Consider the following 20,001-nt stretch of genomic DNA (forward strand, 5'->3'; position numbering starts at 1 on the left):
TTCGCTCGACTTGCATGTATTAGGCACGCCGCCAGCGTTCATCCTGAGCCAGGATCAAACTCTCCAATAAGAGTATTGATTGCTCAAAATACCTTCGGCATTTTTCGCAAAATCCGAAGAAGTATTTCAAGAAGCAAAGATCTTGCTCAATAAGTTTGTTACTTTAGAATTAACGTTGACGCTTGTATTGTGTTCAGTTTTCAAAGAACTTTTTAACCCGCCACTCAAAAGCGACTTTGTTAATATACCATTTATCAATCTTTTGTGTCAACAACTTTTTTAAAAACAATTATCTTCCTTAAAAGTTGTGACTTCATCAATCACGTTGTCGTGATGACTTAATCTATATTATCAGCCCCCGGTTCATTTTTCAACACTTTTAAGCACGGTAATTAATGGTAAAAAAAGATTCATCCAAGTTAGGATGAATCTCTTCTATATAAACAATTATTGTTTTTGATAGCGTAAAACAGGTTTTCTTGCTGCTAATGTTTCATCAAGTCGACTTACAACTGTTGTATGTGGTGCTTCTTGAACGATTTCAGGATTTTCTTCTGCTTCTTTTGAAATTTGGATCATTGCTTCAATGAAATCATCCAAAGTTTCTTTTGATTCTGTTTCAGTTGGTTCAATCATCATACATTCCTCAACATTTAGTGGGAAGTAGATAGTTGGTGGATGATAGCCGAAATCGAGTAATCGTTTTGCGATATCTAATGTACGAACACCTAATTTCTTTTGACGTCTACCTGATATTACAAATTCATGCTTACAGTGCCTATCATATGGAAGGTCAAAATATGGTTCTAGACGACGCATCATGTAGTTTGCATTAATAACAGCATTTTCTGTTACAGCTTTAAGACCATCCGGGCCCATTGAACGAATGTACGTATACGCACGAACATTGATTCCAAAGTTTCCATAGAAAGGTTTTACGCGCCCGATTGATTGTGGACGGTTGTACTCAAATTGATAGCCTTCCTCGGTTTTCACTAGTACTGGTTTTGGTAGGTATGGAATTAAATCTTCCTTTACTCCAACAGGGCCTGAACCCGGGCCACCGCCACCATGTGGGCCAGTAAAGGTTTTGTGTAGGTTTAAGTGAACTACGTCAAACCCCATGTCTCCAGGGCGAGCCTTACTTAATACCGCATTTAGGTTTGCACCGTCATAATATACCTTACCACCAGCTGAGTGGATGATTTCTGTCATTTCTAGGATGTTTTCTTCAAAAAGTCCTAGTGTATTCGGATTTGTTAACATCAATGCAGCAGTATCTGGTCCAACTACTCGACGTAAATCCTCTAAATCTACTAGTCCGTCATCACCAGATTTTACTGTAATCGTTTCAAATCCCGCTACTGTTGCAGATGCTGGGTTTGTTCCGTGTGCTGAGTCAGGTACGATTACTTTTGTACGAGCAGTATCATTATTTGCCTCGTGATATGCACGGATCATCATCAATCCAGTCCACTCACCATGTGCACCAGCCGCTGGTTGAAGAGTTACTTCATCCATTCCCGTGATTTCTTTTAAATGCTCTTGTAGGTCATACATTAATTCCATTGCACCTTGGACTGTACTTTCGTCCTGTAATGGATGGATATGAGCGAATCCATTGTAGCGAGCTACATTTTCATTTATTTTAGGATTGTATTTCATTGTACATGAACCTAGTGGATAAAATCCTGAATCTACCCCGTGGTTACGTTTTGATAACGCAGTGTAGTGACGCATAATATCTAATTCAGATACTTCTGGCAGTTCTGGCTCCTCTACGCGAAGATAGTCACTAGGGATAACTTCATCAATATTTACCTCAGGTAAGTCTAATTCTGGCAAACTATAACCAATTCGCCCTGGTTTTGATAGTTCAAAAATTAATGGTTGATCTTGCTTATTCATGGCTATCCCCCAATTCTTTTACAAGAGTATCAATCTCTTCTTTTGTGCGAAGCTCAGTTACTGCCACTAGCATATACCCCTCAAGCTCTGGGTAGTCACGGCCTAAATCGTATCCACCGATAATTCCGTTTTCTATTAAACGAGCATTTACTTCTTTTACTGGTTTACCTACTTTTACAACAAATTCATTAAAGAATGGTCCTTCGAATGGGATTTCGAAACCATTTGCTTCAAGTTGCTGCTTTGCATAATAGGCTTTTTGAATATTTTGGGTTGAAATTTCTTTTACACCTTTTTTACCTAATGCTGTCATAGCAACAGATGCTGCTAATGCGTTTAAAGCTTGGTTTGAACATATATTTGATGTCGCTTTGTCACGACGGATATGCTGTTCACGTGCTTGAAGTGTTAATACAAAGCCGCGTTTTCCTTGTTCATCAACTGTTTGACCAACTAAGCGGCCCGGAACTTTACGCATTAATTTTGATGTAACAGCAAAATATCCGCAGTGTGGTCCTCCAAATGCTGCTGGAATTCCGAATGGCTGTGCATCCCCAACTACAATATCAGCACCAAATTTCCCTGGAGGTGTTAAAGCTCCAAGTGCTAATGGATTACTTGACACAACAAACATGCTTTTTCCGGTGTGAGCGACTGCCTCGATTTCTTTTAATGGTTCAATTTGACCAAAGAAGTTTGGATATTGAACTACGACACACGCGACATCGTTATCCATTAAAGAGTTTAATGCGTCAACATCTGTTACGCCGTTCTTTGTTGGCACTTCAACAACTTCAATGTATTGACCCTTTGCATAGGTTTCAAGAACAAGTCTAGATTCTGGATGAACAGCCCCTGAAACTAGCACTTTTTTATTTTTTGTATGGCCAGATGCTAGCATTGCTGCTTCTGCTAGAGAAGTCCCACCATCATACATAGAGGAGTTTGCTACATCCATACCTGTTAGCTCACAAATCATCGTTTGGAATTCAAAAATAGCTTGTAGTTCACCTTGAGAAATTTCAGGCTGGTATGGTGTGTAAGCTGTATAAAATTCTGAACGTGAAAGAACATGATCAACAATAACTGGCATATAGTGATCGTACACACCGGCTCCTAAGAACGAAGCATTATGGCGTAAATCAGCATTTTTTGCAGCAAGGACTGAAAGTTCTTTCATTAAAGCAGGCTCTGATTTCGCCTTCTTAATTTTGTATTCGCCTTTAAATCGAACACTTTCAGGAATATCACTAAAAAGCTCCTCGACTGCGGATACGCCGATTACTTGAAGCATTTCGTTTTTATCTTGTTCAGTCATTGGTAAATAACGATGTTTCATGAATGTACCCCTTTCCCACAATTCCATTTATTTTTTTGGACGCTTATAAAAAGGTGTTGCCACCACAACTGCTTTAAGTCGCTTTTTACGAACTTGAACTTCGACTTCTGTTCCTAGTTCAGCAAACTCAGATTTAATAAGTACTAAGCCAATATTTTTTTGAAGGGTTGGTGATTGTGTTCCTGTTGTCACTTCACCAACTTGCTCGTCACCTATATAAACTTCATAGCCATGACGAGGAATTCCCTTATCGATCATTTCGATTCCAACGATTTTCCGAGGAGCTCCTTCATTTTTTTGCTGTGTTAATACTGCTTTACCGATAAATTCAGCTTCTTTATTTGGTTTTGCCGCAAAGCCTATTCCAGCTTCGATTGGCGTGATATCTTTAGATAGTTCTTGTCCATAAAGTGCAAGATTTGCTTCAAAGCGCAATGTGTCACGCGCACCTAATCCACAAGGTAAAACCCCTTCTGGTTCACCAGCTTCTAAGATGGCATTCCATAAGAAGGGCGTCTCTTCGGCTTTGCAGTATACTTCAAAGCCATCTTCACCTGTATAGCCAGTTCTTGAAACAAGTGTTTTCTTGCCTGCAATTTCGACTTCGTCTTGGAATTTAAAAAACTTGATTTCACTTAAATTTGTATTTGTTAGTTTCTGTAAAACAGCTTCAGCTCGTGGTCCTTGAAGTGCAATTTGTCCAATCTCGTTTGAAATATTTACTACTTCCACATCACCTGAGACATGCTCTTTTAACCATTCAAAATCTTTTTCTGTATTTGAAGCGTTCACAACTAGTAAATAGTGTTCATCGGATTTTTTATAGATAAGTAGGTCATCAATTGTTCCACCATTTTCGTAGCACATCGCAGTGTATTGAGTTGCGCCATCCTTCAAAGTTGAAACATCATTTGTCATCAATTGTTGAAGATACGCTAAGCTGTCTTTTCCCTTTACATCGATTTCGCCCATGTGGGAAACGTCAAAAAGGCCTGCTTTTGTACGAACGGCTTCGTGTTCTTCTTTTATGCTAGAAAATTGAACTGGAAGATCCCACCCACCAAAATCAATCGTTTTGGCGCCATGCTTTTGGTACTCATCAAATAATGGTGTTCGTTTTAATTCAGACAATCCGATTCCTCCTTCAAATTTCATCATTTAATATGTTGTTTGGGCCTGTGTATAAAACCAAAAGATTCTGAAAAAATAAAAAAGGACAGATAAACTCCACAGTTGTGTGAAGTCTCTGTCCTTGCACCTGAAAGTTTACCTAAAGAAAATGTCCAAAAAGTCCTCGAATATTGTCCTCCTCTTTGAACGCCTATTAGGTTTGCCCCTTTGGTGGCCATTGCGGCTCTCTCCAGAGTTGCGTCGAACAAGAGTCTTTTTGCCTGAGAGATTCACAATTGTCTTGCTTGCTCCTTCGGCGCTACAAATAGTAGTCTCTCCCCTTGTTGTCATCCGCGGTCTTCATATTTTTCATTTTTTTGGTAATACTAACGAAACGACTATGGAAAATTATCCAAGTCCACCACAAACGCTTACAATTTATCAAATAGGAAATATCGCTTAACCCTTCTATAACCATTAAAGAAGCGTTTTCGAACTACCTTCATCCTACCATCATTGAGCGATTTGGGCAATAAATTATTTTCTTAACATTAATTTATCATTTTAGTAAAATGTTCGGATTTTAAGAGAAAGTTCACTTTCTTCTATATGAATAACATACTCAACTATGAAAGGACTGTGAATATATGAATGTCGATTTTGAATTTGATCAGTCGTGGCAAGGTGACTTTTTGCAAAGAATTGACGATGACGGTCCTTGGGCGAACTGGGAGTTATATAAGCTTGCATTTGAAGTGGAAAAACACCAGTCGATACCTGAATTCGAAGGTCTTCAGGCACCTAAGCATTTACCACAGTTAACACCACTTCCCCATCAGCTTGAGGTTGCTAAACAAGTGGTTGAAAAAATGAATGGAAAAGCGATTTTAGCTGATGAAGTTGGACTCGGAAAAACAATTGAGGCTGGCCTGATTTTAAAAGAATACATGATTCGTGGACTCGTGAAAAAAGTATTGATTCTTGTACCAGCTTCCCTTGTTTCTCAATGGGGTTCGGAATTAAATCAAAAGTTCTATATTCCCGCGGTCCAGCAGAAAAAGAGCTATATGTGGGAACAATATGATGTGATTGTTTCTTCAATCGATACAGCAAAAAGAAGTCCACATCGGGAAATCGTATATGAGCAGGATTACGATTTAATCATCATTGACGAGGCTCATAAGCTAAAAAACAATAAAACAAAAAACTATGAATTTGTTCAAAACCTAAAAAAGAAGTTTTGTTTACTATTAACGGCTACCCCGATTCAAAACCGAATTGATGAGATTTTTAATCTAGTGTCGTTACTTAAGCCCGGACATTTAGGTAATCAGGAGAATTTCGAGGAATCATTCGGGAAAAAGAGCCGCTCTATCGATGATCATGAGCATTTGAAGGAATTGGTCAATAAAGTGATGATTCGAAATCGCCGTGATGACACGGGAATTGAATGGACAAAACGGAAGGTTGAAGCTGTTCCGATTGAGTTTTCAGAGACTGAACAGGAGCTATATGACGCAATTTCTGCTTATCGGTCTAGCTCTTCAGGATTTGCATCCAGTATGTTCTCGATTCTAACTTTGCAAAGAGAGGCTTGTAGTAGTCGCGAAGCTGTCTATTTTACATTAAAAAAGATGCTTGAGAAGAAAAATGAGGATGGCAGTGCTACGGCACCTGAGGATATGGTTATGGGGCTCATGAAAAAGGTCGAACAGGTCACCCAAAACTCAAAGGCTGAAAAAGCAGTTGAATTAATCAAGCAAATTGATGATAAAGTAATTATTTTTACCGAATATCGTGCGACACAAATGTATTTGCAATGGTTCCTGCAGCAAAATGGCATTTCATCAGTTCCTTTTAGAGGTGGATTCAAGCGTGGGAAAAAGGATTGGATGAGAGAATTATTTAAAGGAAAATTCCAGGTGTTGATTGCAACTGAGGCCGGTGGCGAAGGGATTAACCTACAATTCTGTAATCATATTATCAATTATGATCTTCCTTGGAATCCGATGAGGCTTGAGCAACGCATAGGTCGTATTCATCGTCTTGGTCAAGAAAAAGATGTCCATATTTATAATTTTGCAACGAAGAACACGGTTGAAGAGCATATTTTAAAGCTATTATATGAAAAAATTAATCTGTTTGAACGCGTCATTGGGCAGTTGGATGATATTTTAACAAGATTAGATCTCGGAAACATTGAAGACCATATTCAGGATATCATGCTCCGTTCAAGGAGCGAGGGTGAGATGAAAATTAAGATGGAGAATTTAACTTCTATTATAAGCTTTGAAGAACAAAACGGTGGTGAGCAGCGTGCAGCAACAGGAAATCGTTAATTTTCTAGAGAAATATTTTGTATCCAACCATTGTGAAATTCTTGAACGCCAGCCCGGTTATATGACAGTGCAATTGACAATAGATCTAGATAAACAATTAATGAACCGTCCTTTTTATTGGACATATGTTGAAAAAACAGGTGGAGAACCGAATCCAATGAAGCTAACATTAATTACGGATCGGGATCAAACACCTGATAACGTAAAAGGTGACTTTATCCATTTCGGGGCTCCCCGTTTACATCAAATTTTTGAATCAACGAAAAAGCTGGCAAGCTATATACGGTTGTATCAACAAAAACCTCCTGGTGTGCAGGGTAATACACCACTTTATCCATGGCTTGGGTTAAATGTGAAGGTTTCGTATAAGAGTGACCGTAAGCGTGATGTGCTAATGTCACTCGGGTTACAGCTAATCAATGGAATTATAGTTGAGGAATTTCAGGAAAAACTCGAGAAGCTCTCACTTACTCCGAAAATACCAGATTTAACATACACGATGTCACCATTAGTTAAACCGCAAAGTGGTGTGAATCGACTTCAGCAATATGTGAGAGGCTATGCAGAAACACAGGAGCATGCTTGGGCAGATGAAGCGAGACAACGCTGGGATGAAGACTTAACTCTGTTAGATGCCTTTTATGAGGGGATCGACGAAAAACCAGAAAGCTATAAAATTGAAAAAGAAGCCCTCAAGGAACAATACGAACCGAAAGTTCTTGTCGAAATTATCAATGGCGGATTATTTTATCTTTGTCAAAACGCATTCTAAAATAGGCCTATCCTCATTTTTGGGGGTAGGTTACATTTATTTAGGGGATTTTCCCAATAAATCGTTCGACAAATACCTTACATTTTTTTGGAAATTTTACAAAAAATCGTATCTGAATGGCATTATATATCAACCCCTTTTTCTATCTTATTAACAATTCATAGGTCCTTCCTCCTATCATTCGAGTTCATTCTACATAAATGGTAACAGGAGGTCATATTTCGATGTGTTAGACAATCATTTGTTTATTTTTTGTAAATATTTTGACATCGACAGATTTTTACAGAAAGATTGATTCCCATGTTTTATACTTCTAAATGTAATACAAAGGTTCTATCCATGTATGGACTATCGTTTTAGGTCAGTCAGCTGAGGTTCGAACAGACAAAGGCAAACCTATTGAAAAATAGGGACGCAAAGTCACAGGTCTAAGATTGGAGATTTCAATTATGATGGCTGGACTGCCTGGAATACAAATGTATTTTGGGAGGAAATCAAATGTTAAATGAAGTACAAAACAAGAACGGACAATTAGATCACGAATGGATCGACCTTATATTGGAAGCAGTGGAGATGGGAATGAGCGTCCAGGATATTCATGCTTTCCTCCAAAGTAAAACAGCATAACAGACCTTCTTAATACATACAGCAACCTTTTACACAACGGGTTGGAAACATATGGATGCTAAAGAACTCGATAAGTTCCGGGTTCTTTTTATTTTCATTTTTTGTGTTCTTATTATAAAACATATTCTTCGTTATATGTTATAATGGGTAGAGGAAGGAAGGTGAAAAGTCATGATTGGTCAACGTATTAAAACATATCGCCTACAAAAACAATTATCATTATCTGAACTAGCGGATCGCGCAGGAGTTGCCAAATCATACTTGAGCTCTATCGAACGGAATCTCCAATCAAATCCTTCTATCCAGTTTCTTGAAAAAATATCTACAGTATTAGGCGTAACCGTCAATGAATTACTCCATGAACAATCAGAACCTGAGAGTGTAGAACTTGATTCAGAATGGACAAGGCTTGTACGAGAGGCAATGAAATCAGGAGTTTCCAAAGAGGAATTTCGATCATTCTTAGAATTTAACAAATGGAAAATGGACAATAAATAAAAAATGCTTCGGTAACATCGGTTGCCTGAAGCATTTTTTATTTTATATGTATGTTTCGAAATTGGAAATATAGTCGGAATGGGATTGATGGGTAGTTGGGTATTTCTTAGTTAATACTTCAGGAAAAAGCTCACCGGCATCACGTGCAAGAAGACTTGAAAGTTCAGTTTGACAGATCGGGCAATTCCATTTGCCGAGCTTGCTGCTGCTGAAGGATGGCTGGTTACATTGTGGGCATGTTTTGGTATACATTGGGTTTCCTCCATTTTTAAAATATTTGCGTAATCCAATAGCCATGGAGGAAAAAGACATATGCGTACATTGCAGTGGCTATACAGGAAAGTGATCGAATTAGTTTGTTCACTGGAAAACGAATGATATATATTAGTGAAATTAAAAAGAAAGAAAGCATTGCTTTTATACAAAGAAATAAAAATGGATGTATGTCGTATAATGTAAACATTAATGGATTTGCTTCAGAAATATGACCACCAAGGATCCCAAAATGTGTGATAAACGCGTCTAGTAGATTTAAGATTGCTAGGAGGATGATGATGATTTTCATTGGGAACCTCTCTTGATTTTGAATTGTGAACTTAAAGCCAAGTTTATACCGGTACATGGATATATCCTATTTCCAATCAAATCAATTCTTAATAAAGAACAACGAAGTAATAATCGCTCCTTAAAAATAAATATTGATTAGTGAACCGTTCTTAATCGTTTTCTTCTTAGGATGAAAAATAAAATACTACCACCTACAACTAAAGCAATGCCTGCAATCAGAATGTTAAACGTATTTGTTCCCGTTTCAGGCAGTTTTGGTCCATCAACAGGGAGAACTCCTCCTAATGTACCCTCTGCATAGAACTTCATTTCCACTTCAGTTGTTAAACCTTGATATTCATTACCTAAATTGGGGGGGAATTCTACTGTAAAATTTAATTCTTCCTGTTTTCCACTTTCAATTGTTCTAGGATCTATTTTTTTAAAATCTCCAAGCTTACCTTTAAAAACCTCTCCACCACTATCGGAAATAGTAAGAATTAACGATTCATACAATTCTTTTGAACCTGACTTTCGATCTGCTGAAGTTAAATATTTAAAATCCTCCGAACCACTGTTCTTTATTGTTAAGGTTCTTGTTGCCCAGTCACCAGGCTTAAAATTATCAATATCAAATAATATTTTTTCAGGGGTTGTCATGATGTCTATTACCTTACTATTTTTCGATGGGGACGCTGAGACTTGGTTTATTTGAGAAAAAAATAGAAACGTACATATTGAAATAAAAAATATTTTTCTAAGAAAACTCTTTCTCTTCTTCATTTATGCTCCCTTCCTTTCCTAGAAGGGGATCAATATTAAAAAATATTGATCCTTAATTAATTTGTTTTAGTCTCTTCAATTGGGTCATTTGTCTTGTTATTTAAATCAATTTTCGAAATTGTTCTCCAAATCGTGAAAATAGAGAATAGGAAAATTAGAATTCCTGGCACGATCATTAATAAAATAATTCCTTTTTTGGAATCAACAAAATCCGCAAAGTATCCAAGATAAGGTATAGTAAAACCACGATATTCAGCTACTACATTTTGAGCTAATACTGGATTTATATCTTCTGTATTATTATTATCCCCTTTTGTCCGATACATCACTTGCTTCCCATTATTGATAACTTCAACAATTCTGTGGGTAATTAGTTTTTCGTCTTCCTCCATAAATGTAATAACATCATTTTCTTTAAAACGAGTCATATCTCCACCTGTTTTAACTGCAATAATTGAACCTGTTTTTATACCTGGCTCCATCGAACCTGATAAAACTGTTTTTAGTTGATATCCAAATACAGAAGGTTCTCCTCCGGAGAGTTTAGATGTTACAACTAGTGATGCAACGCATATTAATAAAACTACTAATAAACCAGTAACTAAATGATTTAACCATTTGAAAATTTTCTTTTTCATTGTCCATCATTCTCCTTATTTCCTTCGACATTTGTAATTTCATTTGGAACTGAGTTATTTACTGCATCTTTACTTTTGTTATTATTATTTCCTTGGTTCGGTAATGGATTTTCTGAATTTTCATCCGTAGATGTTTGTTCGTTATTTTCTGGTGTCTGATTTGTATTTCCATCTGATCCTGTTTCTTCTGAAGGTTTTGTTTCTGGCGTGTCTGTTTTTTCATTTTCTACTGATTCCTTAGGCAGTTCTTCTTTAGGCGCATCATTTTGCTCATTTATTGTTTTGCCATTATTACTCTTACATTTAACTTTTACTTTTACACTCCAGTCATTATCAATAGATTTATTTGTTTGATATGCATAAAAGTTGTAAAAACCTTCCCCAGTATCTTGATTGGTTTCAAAGCTAAGCTTTGTTTGTTCTCCACTTTTCAAAGCAGGTATTACATTCTGTCCTTCAGGAATATCTGTTTTTGTTCCGTGAATTTTCGGGTTTCCTCCCTTATCCTTTCCGCCATCCTTATCCTTATCAACATAGTAAATTTCAAATTTACTTGGTGAATTCATATCACTATTACTCATATTCTTTATATTAACTACCATTGTTGCTGGACAGCCTTGTATATTTAAATTACCTCTATCGGTAAATTCTAATCTGCTATTATCCGCCCATGTTCCAGCCGTTAGTGATACTGTTGCTTCACCTTTAGAGTAGAAGTAGGCAGATGTAGTTGATGTCACATATTTGATTGAGAAAATCATTAAATAAAATACTAGGACTATTTTTAAAATGGCAAAAAATCGTTTTTTTCTTTGTATTAATCCTTTTAGCAATCTACTTTTCTCATTCATATTTTTGTTCCGCCCTTCTTCATTACAGTATTTATAGATATTTATGAAAACAAAGTTACCCATATGTGTTCATAAATATCTATAAAGAGGAAGGAGAAGATCTCCTTCCCTTCATTATCTATCTTAATTCTCCCTCTTTTTGGCTTGCTTCAAAGCTAAATTTAAAATCTATTGAATCACCTTGAAAGATATTTTGATCTTGGCCATTATCATTGAATTTAAAGTCAACTCGGAGAGTTTGTCTATTGTCTGTTTGGTTCGCTTTTCCACTCTTTGGTTTTAAATTATTGGCCACAACTAAATCTTCAATTTGTGAAAGTGGTACCCAATCCGCCACAACTTCCCTTGATCCTTGCTTCATAATGTGTACTAAAATATGATCAGCATAATCTTCGCCATTATTATTCCCATCTACATCAGATATTTCATAATCTACATTAAGTTTTACATCGTTAACATCCAAACTTCCTTCGTTATATATGCGGATTTGATGTACTTTCCAATCACCTGGCTTCATATTATCAATACTTAAATCAACTTCTACTTTATCATCTACACCTTTTAACCCAATATCTAACGTTCCAGCAGCAAATGTATTGTTCGTTACTTCTGTATCACTAAAATATGCGAACGTACCCCCGCCAATTAAACTTAATCCTAGAACAGCTGCTGCAGTAGATAAACCTATTTTTTTCTTAATACTCATTTTCAATCCCCCTTCAAATCTTAATGTTTTTTATATAGAACAACTTTTACATAACAATACAGTTTGACTTGTCTAGTATGTATGCAAGGAAGGAGATTGAATCTCCTTCCTTTATTTCAATTATGATAAATTATCTTAGTTCCCCTTCAGTTTGGTGAGCAGTAAATGTCCACTCAAGCTCTAAAGCGTCACCTTGGAATTCGTTTTGATCTGCACCATTGTCTACAAATTCAAATGCAACATACATTTGGTCGCTAGAACCTGCTTCTAAACCGCTATCCTCACCATTAAGACCAAATAACCAAGTAATCCAGTGTTGAACGTTCTCAACAGCATCTGGAGTCATATTTTGAAGATCAAACAATGTAGTTTCAGAAATTACATCATTATAGTCACCGATTACCCAACCATCACCAGTTTTATCAGCATTCTCAAGGAATAGAACCTTAATGTGTTTACCGAAATCATCCACATTATTACCATTAGCATCTACAACATTGTAAGCAGTAGCTAAATCAATTGATGAAATATCAAGTGTTCCATTGTTCTCTAATGCGAATTCACGAACCATAATGTCACCAGGTTTTAAGTTATCTACATCAATAACAACAGATGGATTAACTGCTAGATCCAATGTACCAGCTGCAAACGTATTGTTCGATACTTCTGTATCACTGAAGTATGCAAATGTTCCTCCCCCGATTAGTGATAATCCTAGTGCCGCTGATGCTACGCCTAAACCTAATTTCTTTTTCAAACTCATTTTGTTTCCTCCTCTTTTTCCCTTTAATAATTTTTATATTGAATCCTTATGTATTGATAAGGAGATCAACCAAGATATGTACTTTGTAAAGTTCGTTTTTGTTCTTTCTAACGAACTTACAATGTGAGTATAATTCATATGTCCTATAATTGGAAAATCCCAAAATAAGCCATTTTTTCTTAATAAAGAACGAAATTCGTTCTTTTTCTCGAAATACCTCCTGTTTTCTTACTATTTTATTATTTTATTAAGAACGAAATATCCCTTATAATGAACACGCGGGTATTCACATTATGAAGGAGAAGGAAGATGATTGGTTCCAGGATTAAGGAATTACGAAAGGTGAAAAGACTCAGCATTACAGAGCTTGCAAAACGTGCTGGGGTTTCGAAGTCTTATTTGAGTTATATTGAACGAGATGTACAAAAAAATCCTTCTCTTCAATTCTTATCTAAGATTTCAAAGCCACTCGATACAAGTATCGAATATTTATTAGGGGAAGAAAAAACAGATCCTAATACAAACGGAATACTTGATGAGGAGTGGACAAAATTATTAAAGATTGCAATTGAAGAAGGATTAAGTAAAGATGACTTCCGGGAAATTCAAAACTTTATAAAATTTAGAAACTGGAAAAATGACCACAAAAAAAACAAAGGAGGGAATAATATTGATAAAGCGACAGAACCATAAATGCATCCAGATACTATGTAATAAAACTAAGCAACTATGGAAATAGTGAAGATGTAAATCTCTAATTGTTAGCTGGTTCAAATCAACCTACCCATAATTAGTGAAAGGAGAGAAAGTGAATACCAATGAAAAAATTAATTTTGATAACTGGTTTAATAGGTGTAATATGTTTGGGCTTCACACAAATATTACCAGTTTTAGCAAGTGAAGATACAAAGGTAAAAGATTCACATACAAATGAAAAACATAATAAAATTACTAAAGACTCGACAAATTCAGATCCTACCAGTAAGCTTCACCAACGGGCAAGAGATAGTAAACACTATGGAAATATTACAAAGGAATTAGGTATTTCAACTAACGGTAAGGATACAGAAACAATACAATCTGAAATTAAATCGAATATCCTTCAGCAAAAGGCTAAAGAAACAGGAATTGATGTTGAAGGAAAATCTGAGGAAGAACTAATAACAGAAATGAAAGAAAAGTATAGTGAGAAACCAGAATTGACAGAAGCCCCCTCAAATAAATACGAGGAACTACGGATGAAACCAGATTCTAGAAGAAATCAAATCATAGATACAGCAAAACAACATGGTATCGAAACTGAAGGTAAAGAATTTGATGAAATTGTTGAACAACTAAAAACAGTCCTGCTACAAGACAAAAATGAATAAAGTGGAAAAACCTTGAAAGGACTAAACCTTCCAAGGTTTTTTCATTCCGTATTTTCCACCGCCGATAACACCAATCCTCGCTCATTTTCCTCAGCCTTATACGTAACATTGTTCAATGTTGCGGTCCCATTAATTTTCTTTTCATTGTCACTAAGAAGTCCTAATTTATTAGTAATTTTTCCGATGTCGTCTTCTTTTACGGCTTCCTCTGTGTTAGTAACAGCCACTAGCAGAAAGAATGCAGCAATTGTGTCCTCATATTTGTCTAGTGCTGTATTTAGGCTATCTGATTCGATGTCTTTTTTCACAAGGGATAGTCTAATTACTTCATTTGTTTGTTCATTTACGAGCCCTTCCAAAATGAGTCCATCACTTACATCTTTTCTAAATTCGCCATTTGTTACGTTTATTTGATCGATTTGATAGGAGCCTGCATCCTCTATTGTTGCTTGAGCTTCATTCCAGTTTTTAACGAGATCATCTGTTGTAAAGCCTAAAGATCCGAGATTGATTAATTTATCTTCTACTTGTTGGATTTTTGCTTTTGCATCATCTTTTTTATCTTTATCTTTTGCTTTGTCATCACCCTTACAGCTAACAAGCAAGGATACACTTAATAATATTATCATCCAAAAAAACAGTCGTTTACGCATGATGTTCCTCCTACATACAACATTTCACATAATGATAATATGTGCGCCATAAGGGCAATTCATACAGCACATAAACAGCGTTCCGAGATGAAACGATTGATCATTAAATAAATAAAATTTGAAATTTTTTCCACAATCCACACCTTAATACCATACCCTTCCATTTAATCTGCATAAATTTACCGGATGAATGGGAAATCTAAGAGAAAAGTGAGGTGTTTGTCGTGATACGGAAAATATTGATCGGATGCTGCTTTAGTTTGTTGCTATCCCCGACTATTTTTTTCTTTAATGATTCTTCGATTACAACAGCTGAATCTAAAAAAACGGTACCTGAATATGCAAAATGGGGAAAGCTCGCGATGGAGGAAACAAAAAAACGGTACCCCTCCGCCCAAATTTTGGATTATTTACATGTTGGAAGATATAAGAAGAATGGGATGTATGTTGAACGTTTCAAGCTTTGGTTAAAGCAGAATAATCGGGAATTCGGAGTTTTTATAAATATCACCTTTGAACCGGATACGGAAAGAGTAAAAAATATAACGGTTGTCGAAACAGATCGTTAGTACATTTACATATTATCTTAATTTAATGTAAAAAATATCACGTAAAGGAGGTGTGAATGCTATGACTGGATTTATTATGAAGATTATTTTATTACCTTTAGTTGTAGCACTTTGTTCTGGTATTTTTGATAGTGTAGATTATGTTTCATGGTATCAACCAATCGTGGTTGGTATAGTTTTAGCCATTGTTGGTCACTTAGTGGAAGTAATGATGCTTAGAAGAAATACAACTGTAATGACTGATATTGCAGATTTCATTGCAGCAGCAATTCTCGTTTATTTTGTTTCATTGTTTTTAGATGGTGCAAGAGTCACTCTCTGGGGTGCGATATTAACAGCCCTTGTTATTACATTAGTTGAAATCCCTATCCACCGCTGGTTGGTGCGATCAGGAAGAGCGGAAAAATCAACTGCATAATTCATCACAAAAAAGAGGTGCGGACCTAGCACCTCTTTTTCATTTAGCCACCAATATAGGACATTTCAATTTTCTTACGTTTCTTAGCTGTTTCCTTTGTTCGTTCATCTGAGTATCGATCACGCCTTGCCTGCCAAATTGATGTAAGAGTTTCATCAATATCAATTTCAGAAGCACCCGAACGAACTAATGACCTTAAATCATGGCCTGCTGTTGCAAATAGGCATGTATACAGCTTTCCGTCTGCAGAAATTCTTGCTCTTGTGCAGCTTGAGCAGAAGGATTCTGTAACAGATGAAATGAAACCAATTTCCACGTCTGAACCTACATAACGGTATCTTTTTGCTACTTCACCGAAATAATCGGCATCAACTGGTTCTAATGACATTTCATTATTGATTAGGTCATGTATCGCTTTTTTCGAAACAACCTGGTCGAAATTCCATCCGTTTGTTGTTCCAACATCCATAAACTCGATAAAGCGAAGCGTAATCCCTTTTTCTTTAAAGAAACGGGCCATCGGTAAAATTTGTGAAACATTTTTTCCTTTTTGAACGACCATGTTCATTTTCACATGGAGTCCCGCTTCCTGTGCGGCTTCAATTCCCGCTAATACTGGCTTTAAGCCAACGGAGCGACCATTCATTCCTTTAAAAACATCATTGTCGATTGCATCAAGGCTTACATTGACACGCTGAAGTCCTGCTTCCTTTAATTGTTTTGCATATTTTGGTAAAAATATCCCATTTGTAGTGAGGGCAATATCTTCAATACCTTCTATATGAGTTAAACGCTCAACAAGTTCATGGACATTTTTTCTTACTAAAGGTTCTCCACCGGTTAACCGAATCTTTTGCACGCCTAGTTTGACAAAGCTTTTTGTCAATGTTTCTATTTCAGTAAAGGATAATAGTTCTCCTTGCTTTAAGAATTTATAATCATCCCCAAAGATCTCTTTAGGCATACAATAAGAGCAACGGAAATTGCATTGATCTGTGACAGAAATGCGCAAATCTCGTAGTGGTCGATTCAACTGATCGACAATTTTTTCTTTTTTCGTAGTCATCTAACCTGTCACTCCTACTTTTTAAGTACCTACTACTCTATCATACTAGTTTCAGGTTGTGAATAGAAACGATGCACAGGGAATTTGGGATTTTATAAATAATTTTTCAAAATGTAGACAAACGCCCACTACATCTGTCCTATGGTTACATATCCATGTTAGTGAGGCAAGAATGAGGAGCAAATTCTAGCCCACTCACGAAAAAAAAGATAAATCCCGTGCACGTAAAGGGGATATCATGAAATAGGAGGGAATAGGATGGGACCTTATAGAAGACCAATAGGCTTTGGTCATGGTTTTGGCAGACAAGGAAGATTTTTTTGGGGTGCACCATTTATAGGCGGCTTATTAGGAGGGCTTGTAGGTAGCGCAATTTTCAATCCGTATTTCTATGGCGGCGGATTCGGATATCCATTTTATGGTCCACCGTATTATCCATATGGTGGAGGATTTTGGTACTAAGCAAAAAGAGAGCCGACAGTAAAAGCTGTCAGCTCTTTCTTTTTTTATTCTTCTTAAACATGAGTGAAACGGCAAGTGGCATAATTCCAAACCAGCGATTTGTTAATGGTGCCTGTTCTTCTTTTCTCTGCTGCCTCGTAGCCTTGCGAACTTCTTTTGGCTGGTCTATAAACTTTACAAACTGTTGGGTTACAAATTTCACATAATCGTTCGTAGACATGATAACACCTACCTTTTTCAAGCCTTAGTGTTATTATTTCCACCTTTTTGCAAATGTAACCACGAAAGTTTGGCATTGATAACATCGTCCAGATTTGTTTTAGTATTTTGTTTTTAACGTAAATCAAACCAAGAGTTAATCTCTTTTGTTTCATAATTGTACACGAAACGGGCACTGCTTTTGCGTTGTTCAGTTGTCTTACATGCTATGGTAATCTGCGATGTTGATGAAGTAAGTGGAGAAACGGTATAAGTTACATTACCTGTTGGATAGTTGAATACACCGGTTGATTTCATGCTTTCTACTTCATCCTGTAATTTTACCTTCATGTCACCAACTCCTAGCTGCATCAAATTCTCCAAAATTAATATTTCTTCAGTTTCCTTTGAGAAGGCCTTTTCTGTTAAGTACGCATTGACTTGGGAAGTGAAAATAAGGAAAAACAAAAAGGAAATTGCGATTGTAACCGGAAGGATAAATCCTTTTTCATTGTTCATTTTACCCAACCTCCACCGTTGTAAGGGAAGAGATCAAGGCTTGATATGATTTCCCATCAACCGTTACAACTGAAATCAAAAAACCATTTGTTTTTGGTTCAAATGTGACATCCGTAATATGTTGAAGCAACAACTCATGCCCTTTCGCATTAACCCTTCTTCTTATTTTATCTGTGTATTTTTCAAAGCTCACTACATCACCTGCTGCATTCTTAAAGGACACAGACGCTCCATTAACGGATATTTCACTTGCTTCACGGATTTCCATTTTCATTTGTTGAATTAAAATTTGCCATTCTAACTTGTTAAATTGTTCACCATTATCCCGAAACACTATACCAAGGAAAGGTGTGATAAATGAAAGAATAACAAACAGGATTGAAAAGGTGACGAGCATCTCAACAAATGTAAAACCCTTTTCATTACTCACCATTTACATATCCACATCTTTCATACGTTTTTGAAAGCTTGTCCTCCCAAGTTACACATAACTCCCATTTTTGAAGCTCCTCATTAAAGTTTTTCGTAAATTTGTAGGTAATCCCGTCTTTTACCACATTATTTAATGTTGATGCACCGTTATACTCATTTTGCAGCTCCTCAGATAGCAATTGATTTCCCATATTAAAAATTTCTGTATTCCTTCGTTCTGTCATAATAAGCATTAGCTGAGGAAGAAGCGTCACACAAAGCAGAAACCATATAGAAACTGAGAGGAGCATCTCCACCATTGTAAATCCCCGCTTATCTTTTACTAACATAGAACCTACCCTTTCCTAATAAGAACGTAACGACATAGGTGCTCTCCTTATAACTAAATCGAATTTCACCAGCACGTTGGATATTCCCATTACTTGTAAAAACTAAATTTTGTCCAAGCGTTGTAAGTTGAATACGAATTGCTGGATCAACCTTACGAAGGAAAATAACTTCATAAGAACTCCCTCTAGTTAGGCGATAATAAGACCCACTCGGACTAAAATAAAGCATTGTCGTTTCACTATGACTGATTGCATACTGTTGACTAAAGAAAATATCGTTTTGAAGCTGCTCCAGAAATTGATCCATCTTTTTCGATTCATGTAGTGGTCTAAGCTGTAGAAGACTGATCGAGGAAATAATGATGACGATTGATAAGACTATTAATGCTTCAATTAAGGTGAAGCCTTTATTATTCATTTTGTGGAGGTGAAGCAACTACAACTCCATTTGTAATTGTAATCTTATCACCATTTGGACAAGCAGGAATTCCGTTTTTCAGATAGCCTTCAGTGGATAATTCCGCCACCGTCGGAACCTTGTCTTTTTCCAACTCATAAGCTTGCACCTGGGCTTCAACCATTTTAACCATTGCATCACAGCCCTTATCCTTTATTACCGTATTATGCTTCGTCACATTCGGCACAGTTATCAACAGCAAAATTGAAACGACTAATAAAACGACTAGCATTTCAATAAATAAGAGGAAGAACCTATAAAAATTTTATATACCCAAAATTTATTTGGCTCAACATAACTCTTAAAAATGAACGCTGTTCATTAATAGGAATTCAATAATTTCAATTCCTTTTTAGCAAGTTTAATTTTTAACACCCTTAATCAATAGTTCCTTTGTAGAATAATTGATGAAAAGTTCATCCCCAAATTTTGCATTGCACTTATAGACTCTAAGCTGATCACACCTACTATGGGCTTCAAACCTTGGGTTTCACCATTAGCATTTCAAAATACTCTAGAACTTCTTCTATTAGATCTCCTATGAACTATATTTATGCATCCTCTCTTCCAAAATAGAAGAATAATGAGAAGTTCAGTATACTGAACTTCTCATTATAGTTTAAAAGTAAATATAAATGACAATAATGG

Annotated in this window: 27 protein-coding genes, 1 rRNA gene and 2 riboswitches; of the genes, 9 read left to right on the top strand and 19 right to left on the bottom strand. The window is 36.3% G+C overall.

Going from position 1 to position 20,001, the window contains the following annotated elements:
- From V7097_RS19930 to gcvT, 4 genes are all read right to left on the bottom strand, one after another.
- Positions 1–70 (bottom strand): 16S ribosomal RNA (locus V7097_RS19930); the annotation flags it as partial.
- Between the two features lie 377 nt (positions 71–447).
- Entirely contained in the window at positions 448–1,908 is a 1,461-nt protein-coding gene (gene gcvPB / locus V7097_RS19935; protein WP_335705402.1) for an aminomethyl-transferring glycine dehydrogenase subunit GcvPB, read from the bottom strand.
- Entirely contained in the window at positions 1,901–3,247 is a 1,347-nt protein-coding gene (gcvPA, locus tag V7097_RS19940) for an aminomethyl-transferring glycine dehydrogenase subunit GcvPA (RefSeq protein ID WP_335705403.1), read from the bottom strand. Before gcvPA ends, gcvPB begins: the two co-directional genes overlap by 8 nt.
- Before the next feature lie 27 nt (positions 3,248–3,274).
- A complete protein-coding gene (gene gcvT, locus V7097_RS19945) occupies positions 3,275–4,402 on the bottom strand; it encodes a glycine cleavage system aminomethyltransferase GcvT (RefSeq protein ID WP_335705404.1) in 1,128 nt (375 codons plus the stop codon).
- Between the two features lie 214 nt (positions 4,403–4,616).
- Positions 4,617–4,708: riboswitch (glycine riboswitch) on the bottom strand.
- Between the two features lie 296 nt (positions 4,709–5,004).
- Here gcvT and V7097_RS19950 point away from each other — a divergent pair.
- From V7097_RS19950 to V7097_RS19965, 4 genes are all read left to right on the top strand, one after another.
- Complete coding sequence (locus V7097_RS19950; RefSeq protein ID WP_335705405.1) at positions 5,005–6,696, top strand: DEAD/DEAH box helicase; 1,692 nt, start codon at positions 5,005–5,007, stop codon at positions 6,694–6,696.
- Positions 6,674–7,468: a YqhG family protein gene (locus tag V7097_RS19955; protein WP_335705406.1), complete on the top strand. Its 795-nt coding sequence runs from the start codon at positions 6,674–6,676 to the stop codon at positions 7,466–7,468. The genes V7097_RS19950 and V7097_RS19955 overlap by 23 nt, the downstream gene beginning before the upstream one ends.
- Positions 7,469–7,847: 379 nt before the next feature.
- Positions 7,848–7,937: riboswitch (cyclic di-GMP riboswitch) on the top strand.
- A 29-nt stretch (positions 7,938–7,966) separates the two neighbouring features.
- Positions 7,967–8,095, top strand: coding sequence for an anti-repressor SinI family protein (locus tag V7097_RS19960; RefSeq protein WP_335705407.1), 129 nt, complete (start codon positions 7,967–7,969; stop codon positions 8,093–8,095).
- A gap of 171 nt (positions 8,096–8,266) precedes the next feature.
- Positions 8,267–8,593: a helix-turn-helix domain-containing protein gene (locus V7097_RS19965; protein ID WP_116354534.1), complete on the top strand. Its 327-nt coding sequence runs from the start codon at positions 8,267–8,269 to the stop codon at positions 8,591–8,593.
- A 42-nt stretch (positions 8,594–8,635) separates the two neighbouring features.
- Here the strand turns inward: V7097_RS19965 and V7097_RS19970 are convergent, their stop codons facing one another.
- The 7 genes from V7097_RS19970 to V7097_RS20000 form a co-directional block, all read right to left on the bottom strand.
- The gene (locus V7097_RS19970; protein ID WP_335705408.1) at positions 8,636–8,845 is read right to left on the bottom strand and encodes a hypothetical protein; all 210 of its coding nucleotides are present in this window, start codon (positions 8,843–8,845) and stop codon (positions 8,636–8,638) included.
- A 16-nt stretch (positions 8,846–8,861) separates the two neighbouring features.
- Positions 8,862–9,158, bottom strand: coding sequence for a DUF5658 family protein (locus V7097_RS19975; RefSeq protein WP_335705409.1), 297 nt, complete (start codon positions 9,156–9,158; stop codon positions 8,862–8,864).
- 137 nt (positions 9,159–9,295) lie between these two features.
- On the bottom strand, positions 9,296–9,922 hold the full coding sequence (locus tag V7097_RS19980; protein ID WP_335705410.1) for a TasA family protein: 627 nt from the start codon (positions 9,920–9,922) through the stop codon (positions 9,296–9,298).
- A gap of 56 nt (positions 9,923–9,978) precedes the next feature.
- Positions 9,979–10,560, bottom strand: coding sequence for a signal peptidase I SipW (gene sipW, locus V7097_RS19985; protein ID WP_335705411.1), 582 nt, complete (start codon positions 10,558–10,560; stop codon positions 9,979–9,981).
- Positions 10,557–11,411: an amyloid fiber anchoring/assembly protein TapA gene (gene tapA / locus V7097_RS19990; RefSeq protein ID WP_335705412.1), complete on the bottom strand. Its 855-nt coding sequence runs from the start codon at positions 11,409–11,411 to the stop codon at positions 10,557–10,559. Before tapA ends, sipW begins: the two co-directional genes overlap by 4 nt.
- Positions 11,412–11,529: 118 nt before the next feature.
- A complete protein-coding gene (locus V7097_RS19995; protein WP_335705413.1) occupies positions 11,530–12,117 on the bottom strand; it encodes a TasA family protein in 588 nt (195 codons plus the stop codon).
- Positions 12,118–12,247: 130 nt separating this feature from the next.
- Positions 12,248–12,880 (bottom strand): CalY family protein, encoded by a 633-nt coding sequence (locus tag V7097_RS20000; RefSeq protein WP_335705414.1) that lies wholly within the window; start codon positions 12,878–12,880, stop codon positions 12,248–12,250.
- Positions 12,881–13,189: 309 nt separating this feature from the next.
- Between V7097_RS20000 and V7097_RS20005 the strand changes: the two genes are divergently transcribed.
- Both V7097_RS20005 and V7097_RS20010 read left to right on the top strand, forming a co-directional pair.
- Positions 13,190–13,573 carry a helix-turn-helix domain-containing protein gene (locus V7097_RS20005; protein ID WP_335705415.1) on the top strand — a complete coding sequence of 128 codons (384 nt, stop codon included), beginning with the start codon at positions 13,190–13,192 and terminating at the stop codon, positions 13,571–13,573.
- A gap of 125 nt (positions 13,574–13,698) precedes the next feature.
- Entirely contained in the window at positions 13,699–14,250 is a 552-nt protein-coding gene (locus tag V7097_RS20010) for a hypothetical protein (RefSeq protein ID WP_335705416.1), read from the top strand.
- Between the two features lie 41 nt (positions 14,251–14,291).
- Here V7097_RS20010 and V7097_RS20015 read toward each other — a convergent pair whose 3' ends face one another.
- On the bottom strand, positions 14,292–14,903 hold the full coding sequence (locus V7097_RS20015; RefSeq protein WP_335705417.1) for a hypothetical protein: 612 nt from the start codon (positions 14,901–14,903) through the stop codon (positions 14,292–14,294).
- Between the two features lie 224 nt (positions 14,904–15,127).
- On the opposite strand from V7097_RS20015, the gene V7097_RS20020 reads away from it, so the two are divergent.
- Together V7097_RS20020 and V7097_RS20025 are read left to right on the top strand one after the other, a co-directional pair.
- Positions 15,128–15,472 carry a YqzG/YhdC family protein gene (locus V7097_RS20020; RefSeq protein ID WP_335705418.1) on the top strand — a complete coding sequence of 115 codons (345 nt, stop codon included), beginning with the start codon at positions 15,128–15,130 and terminating at the stop codon, positions 15,470–15,472.
- A gap of 61 nt (positions 15,473–15,533) precedes the next feature.
- Positions 15,534–15,890, top strand: coding sequence for a DUF2512 family protein (locus V7097_RS20025; RefSeq protein ID WP_335705419.1), 357 nt, complete (start codon positions 15,534–15,536; stop codon positions 15,888–15,890).
- 43 nt (positions 15,891–15,933) lie between these two features.
- Here the strand turns inward: V7097_RS20025 and moaA are convergent, their stop codons facing one another.
- Positions 15,934–16,956: a GTP 3',8-cyclase MoaA gene (moaA, locus tag V7097_RS20030; RefSeq protein WP_335705420.1), complete on the bottom strand. Its 1,023-nt coding sequence runs from the start codon at positions 16,954–16,956 to the stop codon at positions 15,934–15,936.
- Positions 16,957–17,214: 258 nt separating this feature from the next.
- Here moaA and V7097_RS20035 point away from each other — a divergent pair, with 258 nt between their 5' ends.
- A complete protein-coding gene (locus tag V7097_RS20035; protein ID WP_335705421.1) occupies positions 17,215–17,418 on the top strand; it encodes a hypothetical protein in 204 nt (67 codons plus the stop codon).
- A gap of 28 nt (positions 17,419–17,446) precedes the next feature.
- Here the strand turns inward: V7097_RS20035 and V7097_RS20040 are convergent, their stop codons facing one another.
- The 6 genes from V7097_RS20040 to comGC all read right to left on the bottom strand — a co-directional run bounded on the left by V7097_RS20040 (position 17,447) and on the right by comGC (position 19,585).
- Positions 17,447–17,638: a YqzE family protein gene (locus V7097_RS20040; RefSeq protein WP_335705422.1), complete on the bottom strand. Its 192-nt coding sequence runs from the start codon at positions 17,636–17,638 to the stop codon at positions 17,447–17,449.
- A 113-nt stretch (positions 17,639–17,751) separates the two neighbouring features.
- Positions 17,752–18,135 (bottom strand): competence type IV pilus minor pilin ComGG, encoded by a 384-nt coding sequence (gene comGG, locus V7097_RS20045; RefSeq protein ID WP_335705423.1) that lies wholly within the window; start codon positions 18,133–18,135, stop codon positions 17,752–17,754.
- Between the two features lies 1 nt (position 18,136).
- Complete coding sequence (gene comGF, locus V7097_RS20050) at positions 18,137–18,565, bottom strand: competence type IV pilus minor pilin ComGF (protein WP_335705424.1); 429 nt, start codon at positions 18,563–18,565, stop codon at positions 18,137–18,139.
- Positions 18,558–18,896 carry a type II secretion system protein gene (locus V7097_RS20055; protein ID WP_335705425.1) on the bottom strand — a complete coding sequence of 113 codons (339 nt, stop codon included), beginning with the start codon at positions 18,894–18,896 and terminating at the stop codon, positions 18,558–18,560. The genes comGF and V7097_RS20055 overlap by 8 nt, the downstream gene beginning before the upstream one ends.
- Entirely contained in the window at positions 18,880–19,332 is a 453-nt protein-coding gene (comGD, locus tag V7097_RS20060; protein ID WP_335705426.1) for a competence type IV pilus minor pilin ComGD, read from the bottom strand. Before comGD ends, V7097_RS20055 begins: the two co-directional genes overlap by 17 nt.
- Positions 19,307–19,585 (bottom strand): competence type IV pilus major pilin ComGC, encoded by a 279-nt coding sequence (gene comGC / locus V7097_RS20065; protein WP_335705427.1) that lies wholly within the window; start codon positions 19,583–19,585, stop codon positions 19,307–19,309. The genes comGD and comGC overlap by 26 nt, the downstream gene beginning before the upstream one ends.
- Positions 19,586–20,001 lie beyond the last annotated feature (416 nt).

Source organism: Bacillus sp. JJ1562 (assembly GCF_036962705.1).
Classification (GTDB): domain Bacteria; phylum Bacillota; class Bacilli; order Bacillales; family Bacillaceae_L; genus Ferdinandcohnia.

Coding starts and splice junctions, on each gene's coding strand:
- gcvPB (WP_335705402.1), bottom strand. CDS start 1,908: ATGAATAAGCAAGATCAACCATTAATTTTTGAACTATCAAAACCAGGG.
- gcvPA (WP_335705403.1), bottom strand. CDS start 3,247: ATGAAACATCGTTATTTACCAATGACTGAACAAGATAAAAACGAAATG.
- gcvT (WP_335705404.1), bottom strand. CDS start 4,402: ATGAAATTTGAAGGAGGAATCGGATTGTCTGAATTAAAACGAACACCA.
- V7097_RS19950 (WP_335705405.1), top strand. CDS start 5,005: ATGAATGTCGATTTTGAATTTGATCAGTCGTGGCAAGGTGACTTTTTG.
- V7097_RS19960 (WP_335705407.1), top strand. CDS start 7,967: ATGTTAAATGAAGTACAAAACAAGAACGGACAATTAGATCACGAATGG.
- V7097_RS19965 (WP_116354534.1), top strand. CDS start 8,267: ATGATTGGTCAACGTATTAAAACATATCGCCTACAAAAACAATTATCA.
- V7097_RS19970 (WP_335705408.1), bottom strand. CDS start 8,845: ATGTATACCAAAACATGCCCACAATGTAACCAGCCATCCTTCAGCAGC.
- V7097_RS19975 (WP_335705409.1), bottom strand. CDS start 9,158: ATGAAAATCATCATCATCCTCCTAGCAATCTTAAATCTACTAGACGCG.
- V7097_RS19980 (WP_335705410.1), bottom strand. CDS start 9,922: ATGAAGAAGAGAAAGAGTTTTCTTAGAAAAATATTTTTTATTTCAATA.
- sipW (WP_335705411.1), bottom strand. CDS start 10,560: ATGAAAAAGAAAATTTTCAAATGGTTAAATCATTTAGTTACTGGTTTA.
- tapA (WP_335705412.1), bottom strand. CDS start 11,411: ATGAATGAGAAAAGTAGATTGCTAAAAGGATTAATACAAAGAAAAAAA.
- V7097_RS19995 (WP_335705413.1), bottom strand. CDS start 12,117: ATGAGTATTAAGAAAAAAATAGGTTTATCTACTGCAGCAGCTGTTCTA.
- V7097_RS20000 (WP_335705414.1), bottom strand. CDS start 12,880: ATGAGTTTGAAAAAGAAATTAGGTTTAGGCGTAGCATCAGCGGCACTA.
- V7097_RS20005 (WP_335705415.1), top strand. CDS start 13,190: ATGATTGGTTCCAGGATTAAGGAATTACGAAAGGTGAAAAGACTCAGC.
- V7097_RS20010 (WP_335705416.1), top strand. CDS start 13,699: ATGAAAAAATTAATTTTGATAACTGGTTTAATAGGTGTAATATGTTTG.
- V7097_RS20015 (WP_335705417.1), bottom strand. CDS start 14,903: ATGCGTAAACGACTGTTTTTTTGGATGATAATATTATTAAGTGTATCC.
- V7097_RS20025 (WP_335705419.1), top strand. CDS start 15,534: ATGACTGGATTTATTATGAAGATTATTTTATTACCTTTAGTTGTAGCA.
- moaA (WP_335705420.1), bottom strand. CDS start 16,956: ATGACTACGAAAAAAGAAAAAATTGTCGATCAGTTGAATCGACCACTA.
- V7097_RS20035 (WP_335705421.1), top strand. CDS start 17,215: ATGGGACCTTATAGAAGACCAATAGGCTTTGGTCATGGTTTTGGCAGA.
- V7097_RS20040 (WP_335705422.1), bottom strand. CDS start 17,638: ATGTCTACGAACGATTATGTGAAATTTGTAACCCAACAGTTTGTAAAG.
- comGG (WP_335705423.1), bottom strand. CDS start 18,135: ATGAACAATGAAAAAGGATTTATCCTTCCGGTTACAATCGCAATTTCC.
- V7097_RS20055 (WP_335705425.1), bottom strand. CDS start 18,896: ATGTTAGTAAAAGATAAGCGGGGATTTACAATGGTGGAGATGCTCCTC.
- comGC (WP_335705427.1), bottom strand. CDS start 19,585: ATGCTAGTCGTTTTATTAGTCGTTTCAATTTTGCTGTTGATAACTGTG.